At 52.2% G+C, this 20,411-nt stretch carries 20 protein-coding genes and 1 pseudogene; 8 read left to right on the top strand and 13 right to left on the bottom strand.

From position 1 onward, the window contains the following. Positions 1–118: 118 nt before the first annotated feature. From FE783_RS26890 to FE783_RS26860, 7 genes are all read right to left on the bottom strand, one after another. Positions 119–1,162: an extracellular solute-binding protein gene (locus FE783_RS26890; protein WP_274381463.1), complete on the bottom strand. Its 1,044-nt coding sequence runs from the start codon at positions 1,160–1,162 to the stop codon at positions 119–121. Positions 1,163–1,515: 353 nt separating this feature from the next. Further along, positions 1,516–2,100 (bottom strand): maltose acetyltransferase domain-containing protein, encoded by a 585-nt coding sequence (locus tag FE783_RS26885; protein WP_238403274.1) that lies wholly within the window; start codon positions 2,098–2,100, stop codon positions 1,516–1,518. Positions 2,101–2,207: 107 nt separating this feature from the next. Further along, complete coding sequence (locus FE783_RS26880) at positions 2,208–3,176, bottom strand: NAD(P)-dependent alcohol dehydrogenase (protein WP_138882458.1); 969 nt, start codon at positions 3,174–3,176, stop codon at positions 2,208–2,210. A 27-nt stretch (positions 3,177–3,203) separates the two neighbouring features. Further along, on the bottom strand, positions 3,204–3,836 hold the full coding sequence (locus tag FE783_RS26875) for a DUF2306 domain-containing protein (RefSeq protein ID WP_202916265.1): 633 nt from the start codon (positions 3,834–3,836) through the stop codon (positions 3,204–3,206). Between the two features lie 95 nt (positions 3,837–3,931). Then, entirely contained in the window at positions 3,932–4,234 is a 303-nt protein-coding gene (locus FE783_RS26870) for a hypothetical protein (protein ID WP_202916264.1), read from the bottom strand. 201 nt (positions 4,235–4,435) lie between these two features. Beyond that, positions 4,436–6,550, bottom strand: a complete 2,115-nt coding sequence (locus tag FE783_RS38055) for a winged helix-turn-helix domain-containing protein (RefSeq protein ID WP_476638930.1) — start codon at positions 6,548–6,550, stop codon at positions 4,436–4,438. Positions 6,551–7,347: 797 nt separating this feature from the next. Next, positions 7,348–7,563 (bottom strand): CDGSH iron-sulfur domain-containing protein, encoded by a 216-nt coding sequence (locus FE783_RS26860; protein WP_138882455.1) that lies wholly within the window; start codon positions 7,561–7,563, stop codon positions 7,348–7,350. 220 nt (positions 7,564–7,783) lie between these two features. On the opposite strand from FE783_RS26860, the gene FE783_RS26855 reads away from it, so the two are divergent. Further along, complete coding sequence (locus tag FE783_RS26855; RefSeq protein ID WP_238403273.1) at positions 7,784–8,866, top strand: RNA-guided endonuclease InsQ/TnpB family protein; 1,083 nt, start codon at positions 7,784–7,786, stop codon at positions 8,864–8,866. 205 nt (positions 8,867–9,071) lie between these two features. Here FE783_RS26855 and FE783_RS26850 read toward each other — a convergent pair whose 3' ends face one another. Together FE783_RS26850 and FE783_RS26845 are read right to left on the bottom strand one after the other, a co-directional pair. Further along, positions 9,072–9,398: a branched-chain amino acid transporter permease gene (locus FE783_RS26850; protein ID WP_420799771.1), complete on the bottom strand. Its 327-nt coding sequence runs from the start codon at positions 9,396–9,398 to the stop codon at positions 9,072–9,074. Positions 9,399–9,400: 2 nt separating this feature from the next. Beyond that, positions 9,401–9,832 (bottom strand): annotated as a pseudogene (locus FE783_RS26845) (AzlC family ABC transporter permease); the annotation flags it as partial. Between FE783_RS26845 and FE783_RS37860 the strand changes: the two are divergent. Beyond that, positions 9,766–10,206: a hypothetical protein gene (locus FE783_RS37860; protein ID WP_162458205.1), complete on the top strand. Its 441-nt coding sequence runs from the start codon at positions 9,766–9,768 to the stop codon at positions 10,204–10,206. The pseudogene FE783_RS26845 and the gene FE783_RS37860 sit on opposite strands and share 67 nt — an antisense overlap. 29 nt (positions 10,207–10,235) lie before the next feature. Here the strand turns inward: FE783_RS37860 and FE783_RS26840 are convergent, their stop codons facing one another. Then, on the bottom strand, positions 10,236–11,078 hold the full coding sequence (locus FE783_RS26840; protein ID WP_274381462.1) for a sugar phosphate isomerase/epimerase family protein: 843 nt from the start codon (positions 11,076–11,078) through the stop codon (positions 10,236–10,238). A gap of 85 nt (positions 11,079–11,163) precedes the next feature. Continuing rightward, positions 11,164–12,480 (bottom strand): ABC transporter substrate-binding protein, encoded by a 1,317-nt coding sequence (locus tag FE783_RS26835; RefSeq protein ID WP_138882450.1) that lies wholly within the window; start codon positions 12,478–12,480, stop codon positions 11,164–11,166. Between the two features lie 218 nt (positions 12,481–12,698). On the opposite strand from FE783_RS26835, the gene FE783_RS26830 reads away from it, so the two are divergent. Next, a complete protein-coding gene (locus tag FE783_RS26830; RefSeq protein WP_138882449.1) occupies positions 12,699–13,514 on the top strand; it encodes an AraC family transcriptional regulator in 816 nt (271 codons plus the stop codon). Between the two features lie 96 nt (positions 13,515–13,610). Here the strand turns inward: FE783_RS26830 and FE783_RS26825 are convergent, their stop codons facing one another. After that, positions 13,611–14,192: a histidine phosphatase family protein gene (locus FE783_RS26825; RefSeq protein WP_138882448.1), complete on the bottom strand. Its 582-nt coding sequence runs from the start codon at positions 14,190–14,192 to the stop codon at positions 13,611–13,613. A gap of 24 nt (positions 14,193–14,216) precedes the next feature. Continuing rightward, the gene (locus FE783_RS26820; RefSeq protein ID WP_138882447.1) at positions 14,217–15,632 is read right to left on the bottom strand and encodes an MBL fold metallo-hydrolase; all 1,416 of its coding nucleotides are present in this window, start codon (positions 15,630–15,632) and stop codon (positions 14,217–14,219) included. A 297-nt stretch (positions 15,633–15,929) separates the two neighbouring features. Here FE783_RS26820 and FE783_RS26815 point away from each other — a divergent pair, with 297 nt between their 5' ends. The 5 genes from FE783_RS26815 (at position 15,930) to FE783_RS26795 (ending at position 20,406) form a co-directional block, all read left to right on the top strand. Then, positions 15,930–16,451 (top strand): class I SAM-dependent methyltransferase, encoded by a 522-nt coding sequence (locus FE783_RS26815; RefSeq protein ID WP_158302045.1) that lies wholly within the window; start codon positions 15,930–15,932, stop codon positions 16,449–16,451. 105 nt (positions 16,452–16,556) lie between these two features. Next, a complete protein-coding gene (locus FE783_RS26810) occupies positions 16,557–16,937 on the top strand; it encodes a YmaF family protein (RefSeq protein ID WP_138882445.1) in 381 nt (126 codons plus the stop codon). Between the two features lie 143 nt (positions 16,938–17,080). Beyond that, complete coding sequence (locus FE783_RS26805; protein WP_238403269.1) at positions 17,081–18,748, top strand: thiamine pyrophosphate-binding protein; 1,668 nt, start codon at positions 17,081–17,083, stop codon at positions 18,746–18,748. A 17-nt stretch (positions 18,749–18,765) separates the two neighbouring features. Beyond that, entirely contained in the window at positions 18,766–19,644 is an 879-nt protein-coding gene (locus FE783_RS26800) for an SDR family oxidoreductase (RefSeq protein WP_138882444.1), read from the top strand. Between the two features lie 63 nt (positions 19,645–19,707). After that, positions 19,708–20,406 carry a L,D-transpeptidase family protein gene (locus tag FE783_RS26795; RefSeq protein WP_138882443.1) on the top strand — a complete coding sequence of 233 codons (699 nt, stop codon included), beginning with the start codon at positions 19,708–19,710 and terminating at the stop codon, positions 20,404–20,406. The last annotated feature ends 5 nt before the right edge of the window (positions 20,407–20,411 follow it).

The raw sequence follows: 20,411 nt of genomic DNA, 5'->3' as shown, positions 1-20,411 counted from the left end.
CTTCATTTGTGCTTCAAATCAAGCGTACGGGATGACGTTACGTCACATGCAAGGGGAATAATGCGAAACCGCCGCGCACAAGAAAAAAGCCGCGATTTACGCGGCAATTCAAGAGATCTTACTTTTTATCCAACAGCTGTTTGTCAACTTCCTCGGCAAGGGACGTTAAGGCCGCCATCACTTCAGCCTCTGTCTTCGCCGCCAAAATGCTCTTGTCCGTCAGTCGGACCGCACTTAATGCTGCGTTCCGATAGATGATCGGCTTGACTGCATAGTTCAATTCTTCAACCAAGACATCCATTCCCGGAACTTTATTCTGTCCCGATTTGGCTACGGCCGATTTCACGGTCAGCATTGCCGACTTCCCCCAATCTTTCTGGAACTGGCTGTCTGGATTAAGGAGGACATCCTTCATAAATTTCCAGGCGAGCTCCTTCTGCTTGGAGCTCTCAGGTATGGACAACAGGCTATAATAGACCGAGTTGGCCTTGGCACCTTTCTCCAAAAAGGGCAATGCGGCAATACCGAACTTTCCTGCTGTTGCTGCATTCGCCTCCAAAGGGGAGAACATGTTCGCTACAGAAATACCCATGCCCGCCGAGAATGAACGCAATTCGTTGTAAACCGGAATTCCTACGGCGGAAACGCCTTTACTCGCTTTGCTCGTATTCATATAGTTCAACAGCTTGGCGAATGCCGCAACGACAGGCTTGCTGTTCATATAACCGCTTACCCGATTGCCGTCAGCCGACACAATGCTTTGTCCGGTGCTCTGCGCGATCGACTCGAACGTAAACATATCCAGCGGAACGATGCTCCCGTATACTTCTTTCCCCTCGATCGGATTGGCTGCCTGCAGCTTGATCGACAGATTCAAAAATTGATCCCAAGTCCAGTCCTTGCCGGGATATGGGATTCCGGCTTTGTCAAACCATTCCTTGTTGTAAAATACGGCGAGCGGCAGCGGATTGAGCGGAATGCCGATCAGCTTTCCCTTTACGGTCGACATTTCAACTAGTTTCTCGTACAGGTCGTCCGTAGTCCTTTTATCCGACTTAAACATCGCCAACAGATCGGCAAAAGCGATTTGCTCGATCAATATCGTATCATATCCGGTGTAAATGAGATCCACCGCTTTGTTATTATTTTTGACCTTTCCAATAGAGCCGTTCTGTATCCTTTTGACGCGTCGAGCTTTTCTACGTTTACTTTGACCCCCGGATTCGCTTCTTCAAACTGCTTGGCGCTATTCACGAACGGACCGGTCTGGCTGATGTTCGCGTCCGGCATTACAATCGTGATCTCTTTAACGCTCGGAACGGTCGTGGTTGGTTTGTCCGTTAATACGGAGCATCCGGTTATAGCGCTCGCGGCAAGTACAAGTGCGCCAGTTACAGCGAATTTTTTCAATAATCTTCACACTCCTCTTAGGTAATGTAGCTATTGGTACTGGAGGAACAAAGTCGATGGAAGATGTACCAATATTTACTATCATTGTACCAAGTTGGAGTAGTTCTAACAATCCCGAATCATGGGGTTTACCTGCAGCTCTTTTGATAAGCTATTGTCAATGTGCTTGATGATCTTGGCCGGATTGCCGCCTACGATCACGTTACCCGGGACATCCTTTGTCACAACTGCTCCGGACGCAATAACAGCATTATTCCCTATCTTAACGCCGGGGTTGATAACCGCACGTCCGCCAATCCATACGTTGTGGCCAATCGTAACCGGCTTCCCGAATTCCGCTCCGGAAATTCGATCCAGAGCCTCTATGGGATGAGTCGCGGTATAGATATGCACGCCGGGAGCCAGGAAGCAGTTGTCGCCAATACGAATTTCACACACATCGAGCAATACGCAATCGAAGTTTGCATAGAAGTTCTCGCCGATATGAATGTTGTACCCATAGTCGCAGCGGAACGAGGGTTCGATGTAATACTGGTTTCCCGTCGAGCCGAACAACTCCCTCAGGAACCCGTTTCTTTGTTCATCGTCCGTTTCAAGCGACTGATTGAACAGCCGCGTCAAACGGCGTGCGTTTAAACGATCCTTCACCAGCTCCGGATCGGCCGCCCGGTAAAGCTCGCCGTTTACCATCTTTTCTTTTTCGGTTTTTGATGGCACAAAGAAACATTCCTTTCGCAGTAGAGTTCTTACACAATGATAATGTCCCTTTCGCCTTTCCTTATTCATCAAACCGTCTCTCAACCTTCCCGAACGGTAATAACCACATTGCCTTTCTTATGGCCCTGCTCCGCATAGCGATGGGCTTCTGCAGCCTGCTCCAACGGATAACGGCGGTCGATGACCGAACGCAGCTTGCCTGACTCGATCAGTTCCTTGATATAGATCAAATCTTCTGCGTTTTCCTTCATTGTTCCTCCGATCACCTGCTTATCGCTTCTCAAGTTGACCAACAACCCTCGAACGATCATCAAAGGATTCACATGATACGCTAGCAAGTAGAAGCCGTTCGGAGCCAAACACCCGACGCAATCCTTGAATGGACTCTTCCCCACCGTATCGAAAATGATATCGTAGACCGGACCACCGTCCGCGAACCGCTCTTTCGTGTAATCGATGACCCGGTCGGCGCCCAGCGATCTTACCAGCTCCACATTCGACGTGCTGCAAACTCCAGTCACCTCCGCTCCGAAATGCTTCGCCAGCTGCACGGCATACGTCCCGACGCTGCCGGAAGCTCCATAAACGAGAACGCGCCTGCCGCGCGTGATGCCGCCCTTCCGGAGAAATTGCAAGGCCGTATAGGCACCGACCGGAACCGCCGCCGCCTCATCGAACGTCATGTTCACCGGCTTGAGTGCGACGCAGCCGGTCTCGGGCAAGCATTTATACTCGGCATATGCGCCGAAACCGATCCCACAGGCGGCATAGACGGCATCCCCGGGCCTGAATCGAGTAACGCCGCCGCCCGTCGATTCAACTACGCCGGCCAGTTCGAATCCGAGAATCCGGACGCGTTTCGGTCTCCACAAACCGTTGAACAGCCGCGCCAGGAAAGGATCTGCCTTGCGCAAGCGCCAATCCCCCGCTGCCGCGGTTGTTGAATAGACCTTAATCAATATTTCATCGTCTTTGGGTACCGGCTTGGCGACCTCCTGCAGCTGTAGTACATCGGGCGGTCCGTAGCGCTCGTATACGATCGCTTTCATTCACTTCTCCTCCGTTCACTTTCGTAGTTAATGGGAAACCCGGGGTGAAGCCATGCGTGCCGGAGGGGCCGGTCTTTTACGGATAGCCCATTCGGCAACGGCGAGGTTGATCACCCAGCCCGCGCCCATCTGCAGCGCTTCGCCGAGCTCACTCGGGGGGCCGATGATCAATGCGCCCACCAGCTGGGTCAGCACCTGCGTGCCCGCGCCAAGCCCGATCGCATAGCCGCGCATCATCCATGCACGGTGCCGGTTCGCGTTCCCTCGCCGGATCGCGGCAAAGCCGAGAAGGATGGACACGACCATCGCCGACCCAAACAAGAGCCGCAATACATAAAGCAGCTCGCCGGTGCCGGCCGGGCGGGAATAGAACAAGGTCATCCACAGCCCAGAGAGCCCGACCAGCAGTCCGCATAAAACCAGGAACCGACCGGCCGCTCGGTGCCAGCCGGGCATGCGCTGCCGAAGACCGGTTGCGAACTGGAACGCACCCAAGAAGGCATACATACTTGCGCTCAGGATATGAAGCACCACCGGCAGGGGCGAAGCGAAGAATCGTGCGTTGGCCGGAGTGATTTCCGCGCCGCCGGCCAGCTCGGACAGCCGGAAGGCGCCGGCGGCGAGGGGAACGGCGCTCAGCGCGAGCAGTGCGGCGGGCAAGAGCCACTCTTTCGAAACCGCCTTTGCCGACGCCGGTGCTTTGGTTTTCTTTGATGCAAGCTGAGGCGGGTCGGGTGCTTGACCTGTATTAGTAGTCATTTGTTTTCATTTTCAGCTCCTTGGACTGATTCAGGTGCCGATTGCTTGGTATAGAAGGATCGGGCAACCAGATTGACGGAGACCAAAGGCAAGCCGAGATCGCGCACTTTTCTCAGCAAGCCGTGTAATGCGGCTTGATCGACAACCAGGCCGGAGAGGATGGTTGATCCGTCGTGTACTTGGGTGAAGGTCATGCCCTCAAACCGGTCGGCCCACCGGGCATCCAGGTGTCCCTTGAGGCGAATTTCGTACCGTTCATGCTCGTGCCGGTCCTCCGTTGATTCCTGTATTTCACTCATTCTGCGCCTCCTTCCATGTTTCTTCCGTGAAGCTCCACTCGGTTGTGACATCGTTCCCTTCTATATCAAAGATACACGTTCATGTGGCGAAACGGAATCACCACATGTGGTGATTGTCGTGGTGATTTGTCTGTCGGAAGAGAAAAAGCCCCGGTAAGCGGTATGCCGCATGCCAGAGCCCGGAGAGCCGATTGCCTTACGCTAGAACAAATCGAGATCCTTAGCCCGGCGGACTGCAGCCCGCCGGTTGTTCACCTGAAGCTTGTCGTAAATGTTCTTCGTATGGGTCCGCAAGGTATTCAGGGACACCATGAGTTCGCGTGCTATGTCCGGGCCGCTCAAATCGGTTCCGAGCATCCGGAGCACGTCCCGTTCTCGTTCGCTCAGCGGCTCGCTTGCAATCGGTTTGGCGTGTTTTCTTATGCCCTCTTCCTTGCCAAAGGCTGACAGGAGATGACGGACATAGTCCTTGGCGATCCCCTGTTTCACGGCCGCTTCCAGCAGGGCTGCCATAGGTTCGCCTTCATCCACAAAGATGCGGACGTAGCCCTCGGGTTCAGTCAAGGTCAGCAGACGTTCCAGCGGTACGAGCGCAGCAGGGATGTCGCCCAACCTATGGTGGGCAAGTGCCTGCACGACCAGGATTTCGACCGCGCTTCCCAGCCTCCCGCCTGCTTCCGCTGCCTGGAGGAGGCGCTCCAGGAGTCCCATCGCCTCAAGCATGGAGCGGTCTGCGCGGTCGCTCTTGAACCGGGCCAGAAGCACCCTGGCCAGTGTAATGTGATCGAATTCGCGAAGGTAACTAAGCTCGTCACGGGCGGACAAGCTTTGCTCCCGTGCCCAGTCGAGGGCTTCACCCAACTTCCCCTGCGCGACCCACACCCGTGCCTTTAATGCCGCTATAGGACGAACATTTGGGAAAAAATCACTCACATACAGCTGCTCTGCCTCGTGGAGCAGCTCGAGCGCACCGTCCGGATCTCCCTGAGCCTCCCGTATTCTAGCCATGGCGACGCACCAGCGATACCGGTATTGCGGGAAACCGGTGTGCTCGCCCTGCTCCTTGCTTCTCAGCAAGTGCAGCGTGGCGGCTTGCAGATCGTCATACTCGCGGTATATCTCACTCATGCCCACGTACATGTCTGCCGTTCCCCGCAGTACTGGATCTCCTTGCAACGTCGCAAGCTGCAATCCCTGTTCATAAATACGCATCGCTTGGCGGAGCCGGCCTTGCGCAATCCGTATATCAGCCAGAGCGATAGAGCCCCCGATTACGTCAAAGATGTTCCCGGCCTGCTGCACATTCGCCATGCCTTCGGTAAACATCCGGTGCGCCGCCTCGAGAGCCCCGCTCGTCCAGAACGCAAGTCCCAGGAGTGCGGTTGCCGCTCCGCGCACGAGATAGTCGTCCTCGGGTACGAGTTCGAGCACCCGCCGGGCGTACTTCATAACGGAGGGCACATCGCCCAGTACCTGGGCATGTGCGGCACGGTACACGGCAATCGCACCAGGCAGACGGCGAAATTCCTCTTCGTCCACGACGATCATACCGGCAGGCAAGGCTTCCGGTCGCTCATGCATATCCGCTGTCGGCACCAGCCACCGTTCGGCGTCTCGCAGCCGGATCTCTACGGCCTCTAACTCGCCGCAAGCAAGTAACGACCAGGCATACCCGACGCTTAGCACAGGCCTGCAGCGAACCAGCTCGTCTGGGAGCGTCTTCAGCCAGCCCAGCACCGCAACCTCTTGTCTATTTTGGCGCATAACAGGTAATGACCGCTCAATCAGATCCGCCGCCCGCGCGAAATCTTCGGCGGCAAGCGCGTGGCGAATCGCATCGGCCGCCGAGCCATACCGCTCATGCCACATGCTCGCTCGCCGATGCAGCTCAGCTACCTGATCGGGCTCCTCTTCCGCCCTCAAATGCACCGAGAGTACCTCGGCAAAGAGGTGATGATAGCGATACCAACAGCGCCTGTCATCGAGTGGAACGACAAAGAAATTTCCTCGCTCCAAAGCCTCCAACCGCGCGTTGCCCGCCTCCTGACCGGTGACGGCATCGCACAGCGGGCCTTGTAAACGGTCTAGAATGGAGGTCCGAAGCAAGAAGCTCCGGACATGCTCGGGCTGACGCTGCAGAACCTCTTCGACCAGATAGTCCGCAATGTACCGATTGTCTCCGGCGAATGCCCGAATGAACGAAGGAATGTCCTCGCTCCCCTGCAATGAGAGTGCCGCCAGCTGAAGCCCCGCAATCCAGCCTTCGGTGCGGGTTATCAGCGCAGTAATTTCGTCATCCGTTAGACCGAGGCCCATCACCTGTTTAAGGAATGATGCCGCTTCGCCGGGTGTAAAGCGCAGGTCGGCGGCACGCAACTCGGTCAAATGGCCCCGTGCGCGTAACCGGCTTAGCGGAAGTTGAGGATTTTCTCGGGTGGCCATCACCAGGTGCGCCTGCGGCGGGAGATGCTCGAGTATGAAGCTGAGCGCTTCGTCGATCCATTTGGAACTAACAATATGGTAGTCATCAAGGACGAGTACGAATTTGAACGGGAGGGCCGAGATTTCATTGAGCAGGATCGTTAGAATCGATTCGGCCGATGGCGGCCGTGGCGATTTGAGCGCGCTCACTACGCCTCCTCCAATGTTCTCTGCTATCGTCCTCAGAGCGGCGACAAGGTGAGTAAGGAAACGTGCAGTATCGTTGTCCCCTTCGTCCAATGACAGCCATGCTACTGGTCGATCACAACAGGCGACCCATTCGCTGACCAGCGCAGTCTTTCCAAAGCCGGCCGAAGCAGAGACGAGGGTCAGCTTGCGATCAAGACCCTCGTTCAGCCGCTCGATCAGGCGTGGTCGGAGGACGACTTTAGTCCGTGGCGGGGGGATAAACAATTTCGTAGATAAAATCGGCATATTCATAGATTTATTGACTTCCATCCGCATAGGCCAACATCATTGTCATCATGGATTGCCCCATTCTCTGTCTCTTCTGATTCCTGCCCCTATTATATTTCATAGGGAATCCGAATGAAAAGGAAGAGATTGGACAATCCAGCGCACCGGAAAACAACCCGGCCTCATCAAGAGACCGGGTTGCCGATTGCCGATAATTAGTCCCGCTTCGCTCTCGGCGCGCTTTCGAAGCCGATCGACTTATGCGTGCCGTCGCAGAACGGCTTACTGCCAGATCCGCCGCACCGGCACAGCGAGAACGATTCTTTGTGTTCGAACGGGTTGCCTTCCGCGTCCACCAGTTCGACCGGCCCTGTCACCCGAAGCGATCCGTTGTCGTTCACTTTAATCGTCACTTTATTCTGTTCTGCCATAAGCGTGCCCTCCTAGTACGATAATTAATACCAATCCGAAAGAAGTCCTCTTCCTCTGCAGGGGGGGTGAATTTCGGATAGGCGAAGCCTAAATGAACTGTTTTTTGTCGAATCCCTCGTGTTTTTTCCCTTGTAACATTTTCTATAATTGGGTGGAGAATTCGTGGTGAATAGGATATAATGGGAACGCGCGTTCTTATAAGGGGGCATGCATGTGCAAATGACCTTTCAGTTTCGCCTTTATCCGACTCCCGAACAGGAACAACTCATGAATCGAACACTGGAATGTTGCCGAGAGCTGTACAATAGGGCGAAGGAACAACGCGAGACCGCCTACAAACAGGAAGGCAAAACCATCACCTATACCATGCAGCAGAATGAACTGCCTGCCTTCAAGAAGGAGTTTCCCGAATACAAGAACGTTCATTCGCAGGTACTGCAGGACTGTTTGCGGCGTTTGGATGATGCGTATCAGCGTTTCTTCCGCGGTGAAGCCGGGTACCCCCGCTACAAGTCTACTGACCGATACGTTTCCTTTACTTACCCGCAACCCGGCGCGGTTGAAAAGACGTTTGCCAAACCAGGATTCGTCTACCTTTCCAAAATCGGCGTTGTCAAACTGAATGCTCACCGCCCCTTTGACCCTTCGAACGTGACGCAAATCAATGTGAAACGGTATGTGGACAGTTGGATGGTCAATATTAGCGTGAAAGTGCCTGATGCGGAAGCGACGCAAACGGCGGAATCCGCTGTGGGCATTGATGTCGGGCTGAACACGTTCGCGGCGCTGTCCGATGAAACGAAGGTGGACAACCCCCGGTATCTACGCAAAGCGGAGAAGAGGCTGAAACGGAAGCAGCAGCAACTTTCCCGCAAGCAACCTGCTTCCCGCAACCGGAAGAAGGCCAAACATAAGGTCGCCAAGGCCCACCAGAAAGTCGCGCGGCAGCGAAAAGACTTTTTGCATAAACAATCGTACCGCATTGTACGAGACCATGATCTGATCGCGGTGGAAGAGTTGAAGGTCAGGAACATGGTCCGCAACCGCCGCCTGGCCAAAAGCATTTCAGATGCCGGATGGAGACGATTTATCACGTACCTGTCTTACAAAGCTAAAAGACAAGGAAAGCGATTCGCTCAAGTGCCTGCCCACGGCACATCGCAATCCTGTCTGTGCGGCGCGCCTGTGCCGAAAACATTGTCCATCCGGATCCATGAATGCGGGTCGTGCGGACTGATTCAAGATAGAGACATCGTTTCGGCCAAGATCATCTTGCAGCGGGCCTTGGAAATGCCAGCTTGATGGACCGAGCAACGTAGGGAGGGTTGCCCCCGAACGGGATGCGGAAAGCATCGAACGCTTGTGGAGATCCTGTAAGACCTTCCTCCAAGGGAAGGCAGAGATCGTAGAAACAAGAAGCCCTCGTCCCTTCAGGCTGTGGGAGGCATTCACTACAAGTATATCCAGCGTGCGCCGGAAAAAGACGAGCTAAAGCTGTCATTCCCCATTAAAAAATATACTGAATCAAAAACATATAGACGAGTGTACCGCTAACAATGGATATGAACATATTCCTCTTCCAAATATGAAGACATGCAGTAATGGCAATTGAAATCATTTCGGGTACTCCATGGCTGCCGGATATAAAATTGACATCTTTGATACTGTAAATCACCAGTAATCCCAGAGCCGCTGAAGGCAATACTTTGCCGAGATACTGCACATAAGTTGGAACGGGTCGACCGGAAGGAAAAATAAGAAATGGAAGAAATCTTGTTATCATCGTTCCCAAAACGACCATTCCTATCGTAATCATTCGCTCCATGAAAGTCATTGTCAAGTACATTCACCTACCTTCGCCAGCCGCTTCCTCATCAAAGTAAGTCCGAATAAGATGAGGATCATGGAAGGAATGATAAAGCTGCCGCCGTTAAAAACGATAAGGCATAAAAAGGATACGGCCAGACCCAATAACGAACTGTGATGTACTCTCTCTTTCATCCATAGTTCAATAAAGATGACAACAAATAAAGCCGTCATAACAAACTCAAGCCCTTCCATACGGAATTGCAAGAGCGATCCAAAAAGCCCGCCAATGGTAGCGCCAAGCACCCAATAGCTATGATTCAGCAACGTAACGAAGAACATGTACCATCCCTTATTCACCTTTTGCGGTATATTTGCTGAATAATTATTGGAGAATGATTGGTCGCATAGACCGAAAATCAAATACATCTTTTTCAGCCCGGTTCCCTTGTACTTTTCCAGATGCCGAAATCATAACCGAGCTTATTTTGACTGGAAAAGCAAACGCGATTGTTGCGGAAAAAATGCAGCTGGCGCAGTCCGCAAACCATTTATTTGCTCAATATTTCCCGCAGCCTCATAATCCGGGTCATCCACTCAGCTTCTACAGATGGCTACCCTTAATGGACAAGGCTTATACTGCAAACATGGAGAGTTACTTTCTTAATAAAGGAATTCGTGTTTTTCACTCGGATCGATTTTTAAGCGGGGCCAATACTCGGAATCACTATTTGAGAATAGCACTATCGTCTACAAACTCATTGGAGGAATTAAAACGGGGATTGGAGATCTTGAAAGAAAATCTGGGCAGAGCAGGCAAAAAAAACAAAGCCTGATTTCTCAAGCTTTGTTTGTGGAACAATTTCTATCCTCGCGTTAATGTCAGACAGTATTGACCGATTTCGTATCCGACCTTCGCCAAAGAGTCTTTAATAGGCTCCGGCAACCCGTCAAATTCCTTATGCGTCTCATAAGTAAAATCGCCCTCATAGCCGATCTCGACGAGCACCGGCATGATGGAGCGCCAATTCACGCTGCCGTGAAACGGAAACATATGCTCGTCCGAGCTGCCGTAATTATCGTTGACGTGAGTCGCCTTGAGCCGCTTGCCAAGCGTACGCAGCGCCGGGCGCTGATCCTTGTACAGAAAATTGGCGTGACCGAAGTCCCAGCATGCCCCTATCCGAGACTCGCCCCACACGTCGCTCAGCGCGGCAAGCTCGGCCGCATGACTGGCAAACCGCCTCTTTGACGATTCCCTCTCAATCATATTTTCAAATGCGATGCCGACATTGTGCTTGATCGCAAGCTCGACAATCGGAGAGAAATGCTCCACATTGTCCTTGATACATGCATCTACGTCCAGTGCGGTTTTCTCTCTGTCCTCATGGGGATGTACGACCGCCCATTTTACGCCGAGAATGGAGCTCGCGATAATGGATCGGCGCATCATCTCCCGGTAAATCTCCAGCCGTTCGGCCGGCTGATGATTCGGATGTCCGGGTAAAAAAACGGGATGCGACTGGGTAAACTCCATGCCCAGCGTCTCGGCCTCTTCCCGGAGCTCGTGCATCATTTGCTCCCAATTGTCGCTTACCAGATCGGTCTGGCCCGTCAAAGCTCGGCAAAAATTAATGTCCAGCACATCATATCCTGCTGCCTTTAACCTTCTGACGGACTCTTTGTATGAGGTATAGCCTCCCGACAAGGTACGGCTAAAAGTAGCTGTTGTCGTTGAAAGCCTCAAGTTGGATCACTCTCCCGAACAAATTTGTTTGACGGCCAAGACGACATTATTTCTTGGTCCTTTCAATTTCAACCGCTTTATTGATTTCCTCGTCAAGCTCTCTCAGTACCGTGTTCACATCGTCCGACCCCTTCAGGAATACGTCGAACTTTTTCGTAGTGAGAGGTTCGGCGATTTCCCTGTATAAATATATCGGGTATTTCACCGGCGTGCTTTTCACAATTCCGGCTATGTTTTTATCCTTCAAGGAAGAGTCGCCCTGCCCGAACGCTTTTTTCACGGCATCGTTCTTAAGCGGCGATACTCGGCCGGACTTGGAAACGTTCATCTGCACTTCATCGGAGGTTAACACCTCGATAACCTGAAGCACCTGGTTCATATGTTTGGTTGTCGGTACAGCTCCTACCATATATACAGTCGAATTACCGTAAATATTCGGTTTATCCTTATAGAACGGATGCTGTACGACATCCCAGTTGAGACCCTGCGCCTCTTTCAGCTGCGAGAACTTGCTGGTTTCATTCAGCATCGCAATCGAGCGATCGTTGATGAACCCGTTCAACCCGTTCTTTTTCGAATCTTTCGCCGGTTCATTGCCGGGAATCGAATAAATTTGCTTACCCAGTTCGAACACGCGTTTCCAGCTTTCACTCGACGTAATCGCCTTCTCCGATTTGCGGTCGATATATTCAAGCCCGAGAGGTTGAGCCATTCTCACGATACTCGCTACGTCCCAACCGCGATACTGAACGCCATTATCGATCCGTGTCACCTTCTTGGCAAGCTCCAAAGCATCCTCCATGGTCATTCCGTCCTTCGGATATGGGGCGCCGAATTTATTGAAGATGTCCTTATTATAGTACAATGCATGAAATCCTGTTTCAATCGGCAAGCCGTATAATTCGCCTTTTTCGGTCGCTGCATATTGAATATCGTCCAAGTAATTTTGCTCGAACCGATTCAAGTCCACTTGATTTTTCTGAAAAAGCGGCTTCATATCCATGTTAATGGCCCGGTCTTTTAAACCCGGCATGTTGCCGTTAAACGAAATATATAGATCCGGCACCTCGCCGGAAGCGATAAGCTCATCGTAGGCCTTGAACGAGCTTGCACTGATAAGCTCCAACGTAATATGGGGATACTTCTTTGCGACCGGCTCGATATACAGCTGCTTAAATTCTTCGGTTAGCGGCAAATGTACGGCGAATTTGAGCTTAACCGGCGTCGTATCCACCGCCTTCGCCGAGGCGTTCTGCGGGGCGCTTCCACTCTTCTGACCCGCCGCTTCCGTCCCGCAGCCTGCCAGAGCTACAGTTCCTAAAATTGACATACCCAGCAATAAAGAAATGCTCTTGCTTTTCAAAGTAATACCTCCATTTAATAGTGCGTATTTTTCCTAATCGACTCTTCAACTATAGCAATTGAATTTGCTTACTCTGTTAAATCACCGTAAAGATATTGTTAAGCCGACGCACTTTACATGCTTTTATTTCAATAGATCAATTTTAATAATGCTTGTACATACAGTAATCATTCATTTATAATATACTTTATTTCAGTTAGAGGGGCCGATGGTTCATCATGGATGCGCAAGCCTTATGGAACCGGCAGCTGCTGCTGGCCTATCACGTCTATTTCGAGCACAAGGAACAATTTGAAAAGCAGTCGGATTCTTATCCCATATGGGTGATGTTTGCCGTTGAATCGGGGAAATTCCGGTATCGGATTGGTGCGGAAAGCGGAGAGGCAAGCGCCGGAGAGCTTATTTATTGTCCCCCGGGGTGCACCTTTCATCGCGAAATGGTATCGCCGCTCGGACTCCATTATATCGGCTTCGAATTTGCCGGCAGCGGGCCGTCCGAACTTAAGCATCCGCTGCCATCCGTGAGATCGCATCCGACGGACAGCATTCGGCTGTTCTCGGACTTCGCTTATTTGCGCAAGCTTCATCTTGCGGTCGATCAGCGCAGTGTCCAGCGCAAACAAATGATTCTGGGAGATATATGGCAGCTTACCTGCGAGGATTGGGAAGATGAGCATCTAGAAGATAAGCTTGAGCATCTTCCTATTTCGGAAGACGCACTGATGAACCGGGCGACGGAGTGGCTCTATTTGCACGCCTATACCCCATTCGGCATGAACGAGCTTTCCGATCTGCTCGGGCTTAGCCCCGTCCAGTTTACGCGCCGTTTCCGGAAATCGTTTCGCATGACGCCGTCGGATTTCGTCCGATCTTTGCGCATCCGCAGGGCGGCGGAGCTGCTGCTCGATACCGACATGACGCTGGATCAGATCGCCGGCCGCTGCGGCTATGAGAACGGCTTCTATTTAAGCCTCGTATTTGCTAAAAGCATGGGAATGAGGCCCTCGAAATATCGCGAGAAAAATCGGGTTTAAGCGCCTGCTCTATTACGCAAAAAGAACCGGTCCGCATAGGACCGGCTCTTCTAAAGCAAATAATTTTAGTTCGCTAAGCTTCCCTGTACCTGGATTTCAATGTTCAGACAAATGTCTTACGCAATCATAGAGCGAATACTCCCACTTCTCGTCGTTATGCGCGATCGTGGTGACAGACGTATTGCGCATTTCGTTGCCGGTCAACTCGTCCTCCATCAATTCCTTTAAAGTTTGTCCGAGGAAATAACCGTGAGTGACGACGAGCACGTTCTTGGAGGGAAATCGCGATGCTATGTCCTGAATGAAGTCGATTCCTCGCTTACGCATGGACTCGTGGGATTCCTGGCCCATATCAAGCTCTTTCCAGTTTTCCCCCCATCGGGCTACCCGTTCCTCCTCAATCGTATCGGCGATTTTCCCTCTATCCATTTCGCGCAGCCGGGTATCGTAAAAATCGACCGGCTTGCCAATCGCTGCGGATATAATATCCGCGGTTTCCCGGGCTCTTCTTAAATCGCTCGAGATGAATACGTCCCACCGCTCTTCGGAGAGCCGCTTGGCCACTAACGCCGCTTGCGCTCTTCCCTCGTCGTTCAGCGGATTTTGCGTATGACCCTGCGCTCTCTTCTCGATATTGTGATCGGTAATGCCGTGTCTCACGAAAGTAAATGCAGCCATCTTCTGTCTACTCCCTCTGCTCTATTATCGGCTTCCGGTGCTGATTGCGGACCCAAGTATGGAAGCAACCGTTACCGTCTCCCCCTTCTCGGGATAATAAGCGTGAATGCCTCTCGTATTTTGCGACCTTGGATGGCGGCTGTGCAAAGTAATGACCGCTTTGGGAGCTATCCTCTCGATCATATCGGCGATAGCATCGGGATGGGCGTGCCCTCCGTTGCACAACGAATGGCCGATAATACCGAACGTGTTCAAATATTTCGCCACATCGGAGTGATCGAGCTTAACGCTGTAATCGGATTGGATGAAATGAGAGCGCCCCGGCAAATCGCTGAGCGTTTCCAGTTCTATCATATGGGCAAGATCCGGAAATTTGAAAAAGTACACATAGTTATTTTTGCGTTCGGCCAGTTCCTCAATCGATATCGTCTTGTAAGGCGATGTCATCTTGTTCGTCACTGTCGCGTCGACGACCCGAATATCCGCGCCGAGAGCGGGATGCCCCTCCAGAATATGCAAGCCCTCACGATTGGCCGTATGCCAGATGACCGCATGGGAGGCTTCCATGACGACTTCCCGGCCTTTCTCCACCGCAATGGCAATCATATTGGCCATTCGCTCCAAATCCCGGGGAGACATTTGCAGATAGACGAGTCCATCCGCTTCGCCCACAATAGTGGAGTATCGGGCAAGCAGTTCATCTTCTGTCATCTGATAGGACGGCTGAGCGGACGGGTCTGCCGGAAGACGCGTCCCTTCCGTAATCAACAAGTCGATCCGCTTATCGCGGCAAAGCTCGATGAATCGGTCGATCCGCTCCGGATGCTTGCCTTGACGCCGCCAATCACCTGTATAAGCGATTTTGTGGTCGCCGTCATCGATAATTATACCCGCCGAACCCGTTGCATTATGGTCCATCTCGACGATCTGCATCGTAAAATCGCCGAAATCTATGACGCTTAGATCTTCGCATGCCATAATCCGAGCCGCAGTATCCGGGGCATGCCCGCCCGCTACCATTCCTCGATACAGAGAATGAGCGTCGCGGTTCATATATACGGGAATATCCGGATTCGCATAAGGAAGAACGGCCATATGGTCCGTATGCATATGCCCGATAAACAGACTGATCCGCTCGTATAGCGGGAAATCGCTGTCGCCCCAAGCACGTCGCACCTTCGCCGCATCAAGCCCCTTGATCTGTTCCGGATCGTACAGCTGCAGCAGCGGAGCGGTCATTCCCCCTAGCAAATATTGCCGCAGCTCCCGACCGGGTGTCGCTCCTACAGGCTCGTACAGCGTAAGCTGCTTGGGGAACAGCAGGCTGCTGTGTTCCACGCCGAAATCGAACAAAACGGCTTGGACGCCTTTGCCATATAGGACCTGCACGCCTCCCGATTTGCCTACCCCGCCGAAAAAAGTCAATTGACCTTCGCGCATTCGATCTCCTCCGATCCACCGGTCTTTCTACTCTGCATGATGGCATGCACACACATTGTGCATTGTCCATTTCATCTTACAAAGGAGATCGGTGCCGGAACATGCAGTTTGTTTCATACGGAATATAATTTATTTCATTTTAAACATCACAGGTGTCTGATATCCATATCCGGTTGTTCACCGCGCTTCCTAGCTGCGCGTTCACTTCATTCTGTATACTGAGAGTATAGAGACCCACGAAGCTGAATGAAGCTTTACCGGCACTGTCCGAACATATAGGAAGGAGTCATGAAACGTATGGCTGAAGATCGGATTACATGGGCGGTAAGTATGCTGAAAACCGCTCCCTCGGATCGGCTTCTAGAAATAGGCTGCGGACATGGAAAGGCGGTTTCTTTGATTTGCGGCAGCTTGATCGGCGGTACGATAACCGGCTTGGACCGGTCCGCGAAGATGATTCAAGCCGCCGAGAAAGCAAATGCACCGTACGTCGCGTCCGGCAAGGCGCGCTTTCTTAACGCTTCGTTGCATGTTGCCGATTTGGGGCAAACGGGGTATGACAAAATATTTGCCGTAAACGTAAATTTATTCTGGATGAATGCCGATCGCGAGCTGTCTTGCATCAAAAAGCGGCTAACGCCGGGCGGAGCGGTGTATTTGTTCAATCAACCTCCGGCGACGGAAAAGCTGCGCCATATAGCCGATTGCACCATCCGCAACTTGCAGCGTGCCGGCTTCGAGATTAAGGAGGTCATTGCCGGAGAGCTGGAGCCGGTTCCAGTGATCGGTGTAATTGCAGAGCCGAAACAGTACGAATAAATCGGAGTGGTTTTATCCGCTGCATAGGCACCAGCCGTTTCTAGACAAACACGGAAATCCATATTTTAATTCCGTATAGGACTTCACTAGAAAGGGAGCAGCACCATGAAAATTCCCGTTACCGGTTTCGTGATGGACTCCGGAGACGACGATCATCATTCCCACCGGCTTTATATTACGTCTTGGGATGGCAGGCCCGTCCATGTCCACCCGTTCTCCGGCGTGACTTCCATCAGTGACGGACATTCTCATCAATACGCAAGCTGGACGGCTCCGGCCCCAAGCGGGGTGCCTCATGTGCACGACTATCAGGTAACGACTTCGTTCGATTTCGGCCACACCCACCACATTCAAGGAACAACCGGACCTGCCGTTCCTCTCCTGGGCGGCGGGCATTATCACCTGTTTGAAGGGTTCACGACGATTAATGGCAGGCATCCGCATTCCCATGCCTATGGCGGACGAACCGGCAATGAAGCCGGTTAGCGCATCATGACCACGTATCAAGCCGCTCTCGCGAGAGCGGCTTGTACTATTTGCCGGTTTCGCGCCGTGCGAATGTTGTTAGTAATAATTAAGAATTGGCAAAGACATACTACATGAAAAAGATAATGAAAGGGCGTAGACGAATGCCCGACATGCAAGCTACCGGGTCACCCCATTCCTACAAAACACCACAACAAAGTCATCCGGCTCGGCGAACCGTAGCGCAGGCGATTTTGGAATTGCTCGGGCTTTGGGGGGTCCGGAGAATATACGGAGTTGTAGGGGACGCCGTTTTTGGACTGATTGACGCCCTTGCCAAGCAAAACGCGATTTCTTTTATTACCGTGAAGCACGAGTCCGTTGCCGCCATGATGGCGTCGGCCGAAGCGAAACTAACGGGCCGGCTTGCCGTCTGCCTTTCGCATATGGGACCGGGTCTTACCAACCTTGTTACAGGGCTTGGCGATGCTTTTCTGGACAAAGCTCCGGTACTTGCCATAACCGGCCAGGCGCCCCTGAACAAACTCGGCACACCCTATAAGCAGTCCATCAATCAACAGCAACTTGTACAAGCCGTTTCGTCGTACAGCCAATCGGTCGTACATCCCGATGCGGTTATGGAGTCGATGTCTCATGCGATGTATACATCTATCGTTCAGCGCACTGTCTCTCATTTATCCATACCTTCCGATGTTTTTACGATGTTGACAACGGCTCAGCCCTACGATCCTCCACACATGCCTGCTCCGCTTTCAGACCCGGCAGAGATGCGGCGGGTATCGAATCTATTGCAATCGTCTAGGCAACCGATCCTACTTGTGGGCAATGGAGCACGTTCGGCTCGTGAACCGATTCGAAGATTGGCCGAGACGTGGGGATGCGGAACCGTGAACAGCTATGGAACAGTCGGAATCGTTCCCGAGTCGCATCCGTCAATGCTCAACGGGCTTGGCGAAGGGGGAAATCCTCTCCTGCCCAAACTGCTGCAAAAGGCCGATGTCGTATTAGCCATCGAAACGAAATGGCCGGATGAAGTCGTTCCAAAGCCGTTCTTCCTTGTTCAATTGGCCAAACGCCCAACCGATTCCGTAATGCTTTCACCGTCTGCCATCTGGGTTGCCGGGGATGCGAACATCGCGGTCCCGCAATGGATCGACGGGTTAAGCGGGTACAAACCAAATGCGGAATGGGTGCGGCAAGTTCAAGAGTGCAAGCAAGCGTGGGCTACGCAAAACGATAAAGAGAGGAATCGAACCGCCGTTCCACTTTATCCCGCATCCGTAATACGGGTTTTGGAGAGCCATATTGCGGATGACGCCTTAATTGCCTTGGATGAAGGCGATTCGACTATTTGGTTTCTGCGAAATTTTCGGGCGAATCGTCAAAATGTCTTACTGTCCGAGCGATGGCGGGCGATGGGATTCGGCTTACCCGCCGCTCTGGCGGCAAAATGCTGCTCGCCCGATAAACAAGTCGTCTGTATAACCGGGGACGGCGGACTCGGAATGGTCATGTCCGACTTACTCACGGCTTCCCGCTATGGGCTTCTCATTACTGTCATTGTCTTTAATAACGGCAGGCTGCAAATGGAACATGACAAAATGCTAATGAAACATTTACGACCGGAAGGTACGGAGATCACGAACCCGGATTTTGTAGGAATAGCGGAAGCATGCGGATGGCACGGTTATCTCGCAGAAAATGAAGATCAATTGGAACAAGCTTTAATTCAATCGCGCAATAGCGACAAACCGGTCTTGCTCAACGTGATTACCGCTGCGGTTGCGCATCCGGATTTCGGCTCACACTAAGAAGGGAGAATATTGGGATGTCAACAACCGATTCGCACATGCAGCCGGCCCCACCGTATCCGCTTCAACATCAGGATCAACAGCCCGGCTTGGAATCGCTCATGAATCCAAAGCCGGTCTTCGATAACCCGAACTATATAGGCAGCGGAAAGCTGAAGGATAAGGTTGCGATCGTTACCGGCGGCGATAGCGGACAAGGACGAGCTATTGCCGTTGCATTCGCCAAGGAAGGCGCAGATGTCGCCATCGCCTATTTGAACGAACATTCGGACGCGGAACTGACGAAACAGATTGTCGAGCAAAAAGGCCGCCGATGCCTCCTGCTCGCCGGCGATCTAGGCGGCGAACCGTTTTGCAAGCAGGTCGTCGAGCAAACGCTCCGGCATTTTGGCAAACTGGATATTTTGGTCAACAATGCGGCGGAGCAGCATGTGCAAACCAGATTGGAGGACATTACGGCCGAACAAATGGAGCGGACGTTCCGAACGAATTTTTTCTCCGTATTTTATTTGACGAAAGCGGCATTACCCCATATGAAGCAAGGGGGTACGATCATTAACGCGGCTTCCTTAACCGCGTACGAAGGAAATGAGCAATTGCTCGATTACTCCGCAACGAAAGGAGCGATTGTATCGTTCACCCGTTCTTTATCCAAATCTTTGCATGGCAGAGGTATTCGCGTGAATGGCGTCGTCCCCGGATCGATATGGACTCCGCTCATCCCGGCCTCCTTCCCTCCCGAGCAAGTCGCAAAGTGGGGTGCGAAGACACCGATGAATCGTGCCGGACAGCCGTACGAAATAGCTCCTGCCTACGTTTATTTGGCTTCCGAGGATTCTTCCTATGTGTCCGGACAATTTATTCATGTTACGGGCGGAGTTGTCGTGAACGGGTAACCATGAACGGACTGACCCGGTGGATATAGCAGCTAAAAATCTACGTGATGGCGGTGATGAACGATGAATCGAAACAAAAGCAAAATTGTAATCCTTGCACTGATTTTGCTGTTGTGGGGCTTGTCCGGCATTGGACGAACACCGCATGTTTTTGCCGATCCGTCGCTGCCGATCGTAGCCGAGCAAGGCGAGTACACAATCGAGGTCTATCCCCAGCAGCATCGCCTGAAAGTTCTGCATCAGGGAAAGGTCATTAAAACATACAGAGTCGCTGTCGGGGATCCGTCTACTCCTACTCCTATCGGCGAATATAAGATTGTGTACAAAGGTGAAAATTGGGGACCTTCCTTTGGTCCGCGCTGGCTCGGATTAAATGTCCCGTGGGGAATATACGGCATTCATGGAACAAACAAGCCGTTTTCTATCGGGCACCATCAAAGCCACGGCTGCATTCGGATGCGGAACAGCGATGTTATGGAACTATATCAATTGGTTCCCCTCGGAACGAAGGTGGCGATATACGGACATGTTCTGGGTGATCCGAATCACGAGCCGAGGGATTTGGCCGAGGGCGATGTCGGTGGAGACGTTCAACTGGTGCAGTCCCGTTTGAAAAGTGCGGGATACTTCAAAGGGACGTGCAACGGCAAGTTTCGTTCCGATACGACTGCAGCGTTAAAAAAATATCAGCGGGATCATCGTTTAGCTCCAAACGGGGTCGTATCGTTTCATGTCTATAAGGAACTGGGGTTAGTGGAGTAATATCA

The sequence above is a fragment of the Paenibacillus mesophilus genome (assembly GCF_005938385.1).
Lineage (GTDB): Bacteria > Bacillota > Bacilli > Paenibacillales > NBRC-103111 > Paenibacillus_AB > Paenibacillus_AB mesophilus.
The sequence above is the reverse complement of the archived record's forward strand: the minus strand, read 5'-3'. Positions and strand labels throughout refer to the sequence as shown.

Excerpts from the sequence above, each read along its gene's own strand:
- FE783_RS26885 (WP_238403274.1), bottom strand. The coding sequence starts at position 2,100 with ATGGTAAACGGCGAGCTTTACCGGGCGGCCGATCCGGAGCTGGTGAAG.
- FE783_RS26880 (WP_138882458.1), bottom strand. The coding sequence starts at position 3,176 with ATGAAAGCGATCGTATACGAGCGCTACGGACCGCCCGATGTACTACAG.
- FE783_RS26870 (WP_202916264.1), bottom strand. The coding sequence starts at position 4,234 with ATGAGTGAAATACAGGAATCAACGGAGGACCGGCACGAGCATGAACGG.
- FE783_RS38055 (WP_476638930.1), bottom strand. The coding sequence starts at position 6,550 with ATGGGCCTCGGTCTAACGGATGACGAAATTACTGCGCTGATAACCCGC.
- FE783_RS26860 (WP_138882455.1), bottom strand. The coding sequence starts at position 7,563 with ATGGCAGAACAGAATAAAGTGACGATTAAAGTGAACGACAACGGATCG.
- FE783_RS26855 (WP_238403273.1), top strand. The coding sequence starts at position 7,784 with ATGACCTTTCAGTTTCGCCTTTATCCGACTCCCGAACAGGAACAACTC.
- FE783_RS26850 (WP_420799771.1), bottom strand. The coding sequence starts at position 9,398 with ATGACTTTCATGGAGCGAATGATTACGATAGGAATGGTCGTTTTGGGA.
- FE783_RS37860 (WP_162458205.1), top strand. The coding sequence starts at position 9,766 with ATGATTGGTCGCATAGACCGAAAATCAAATACATCTTTTTCAGCCCGG.
- FE783_RS26830 (WP_138882449.1), top strand. The coding sequence starts at position 12,699 with ATGGATGCGCAAGCCTTATGGAACCGGCAGCTGCTGCTGGCCTATCAC.
- FE783_RS26825 (WP_138882448.1), bottom strand. The coding sequence starts at position 14,192 with ATGGCTGCATTTACTTTCGTGAGACACGGCATTACCGATCACAATATC.
- FE783_RS26820 (WP_138882447.1), bottom strand. The coding sequence starts at position 15,632 with ATGCGCGAAGGTCAATTGACTTTTTTCGGCGGGGTAGGCAAATCGGGA.
- FE783_RS26815 (WP_158302045.1), top strand. The coding sequence starts at position 15,930 with ATGGCTGAAGATCGGATTACATGGGCGGTAAGTATGCTGAAAACCGCT.
- FE783_RS26810 (WP_138882445.1), top strand. The coding sequence starts at position 16,557 with ATGAAAATTCCCGTTACCGGTTTCGTGATGGACTCCGGAGACGACGAT.
- FE783_RS26805 (WP_238403269.1), top strand. The coding sequence starts at position 17,081 with ATGCCCGACATGCAAGCTACCGGGTCACCCCATTCCTACAAAACACCA.
- FE783_RS26800 (WP_138882444.1), top strand. The coding sequence starts at position 18,766 with ATGTCAACAACCGATTCGCACATGCAGCCGGCCCCACCGTATCCGCTT.
- FE783_RS26795 (WP_138882443.1), top strand. The coding sequence starts at position 19,708 with ATGAATCGAAACAAAAGCAAAATTGTAATCCTTGCACTGATTTTGCTG.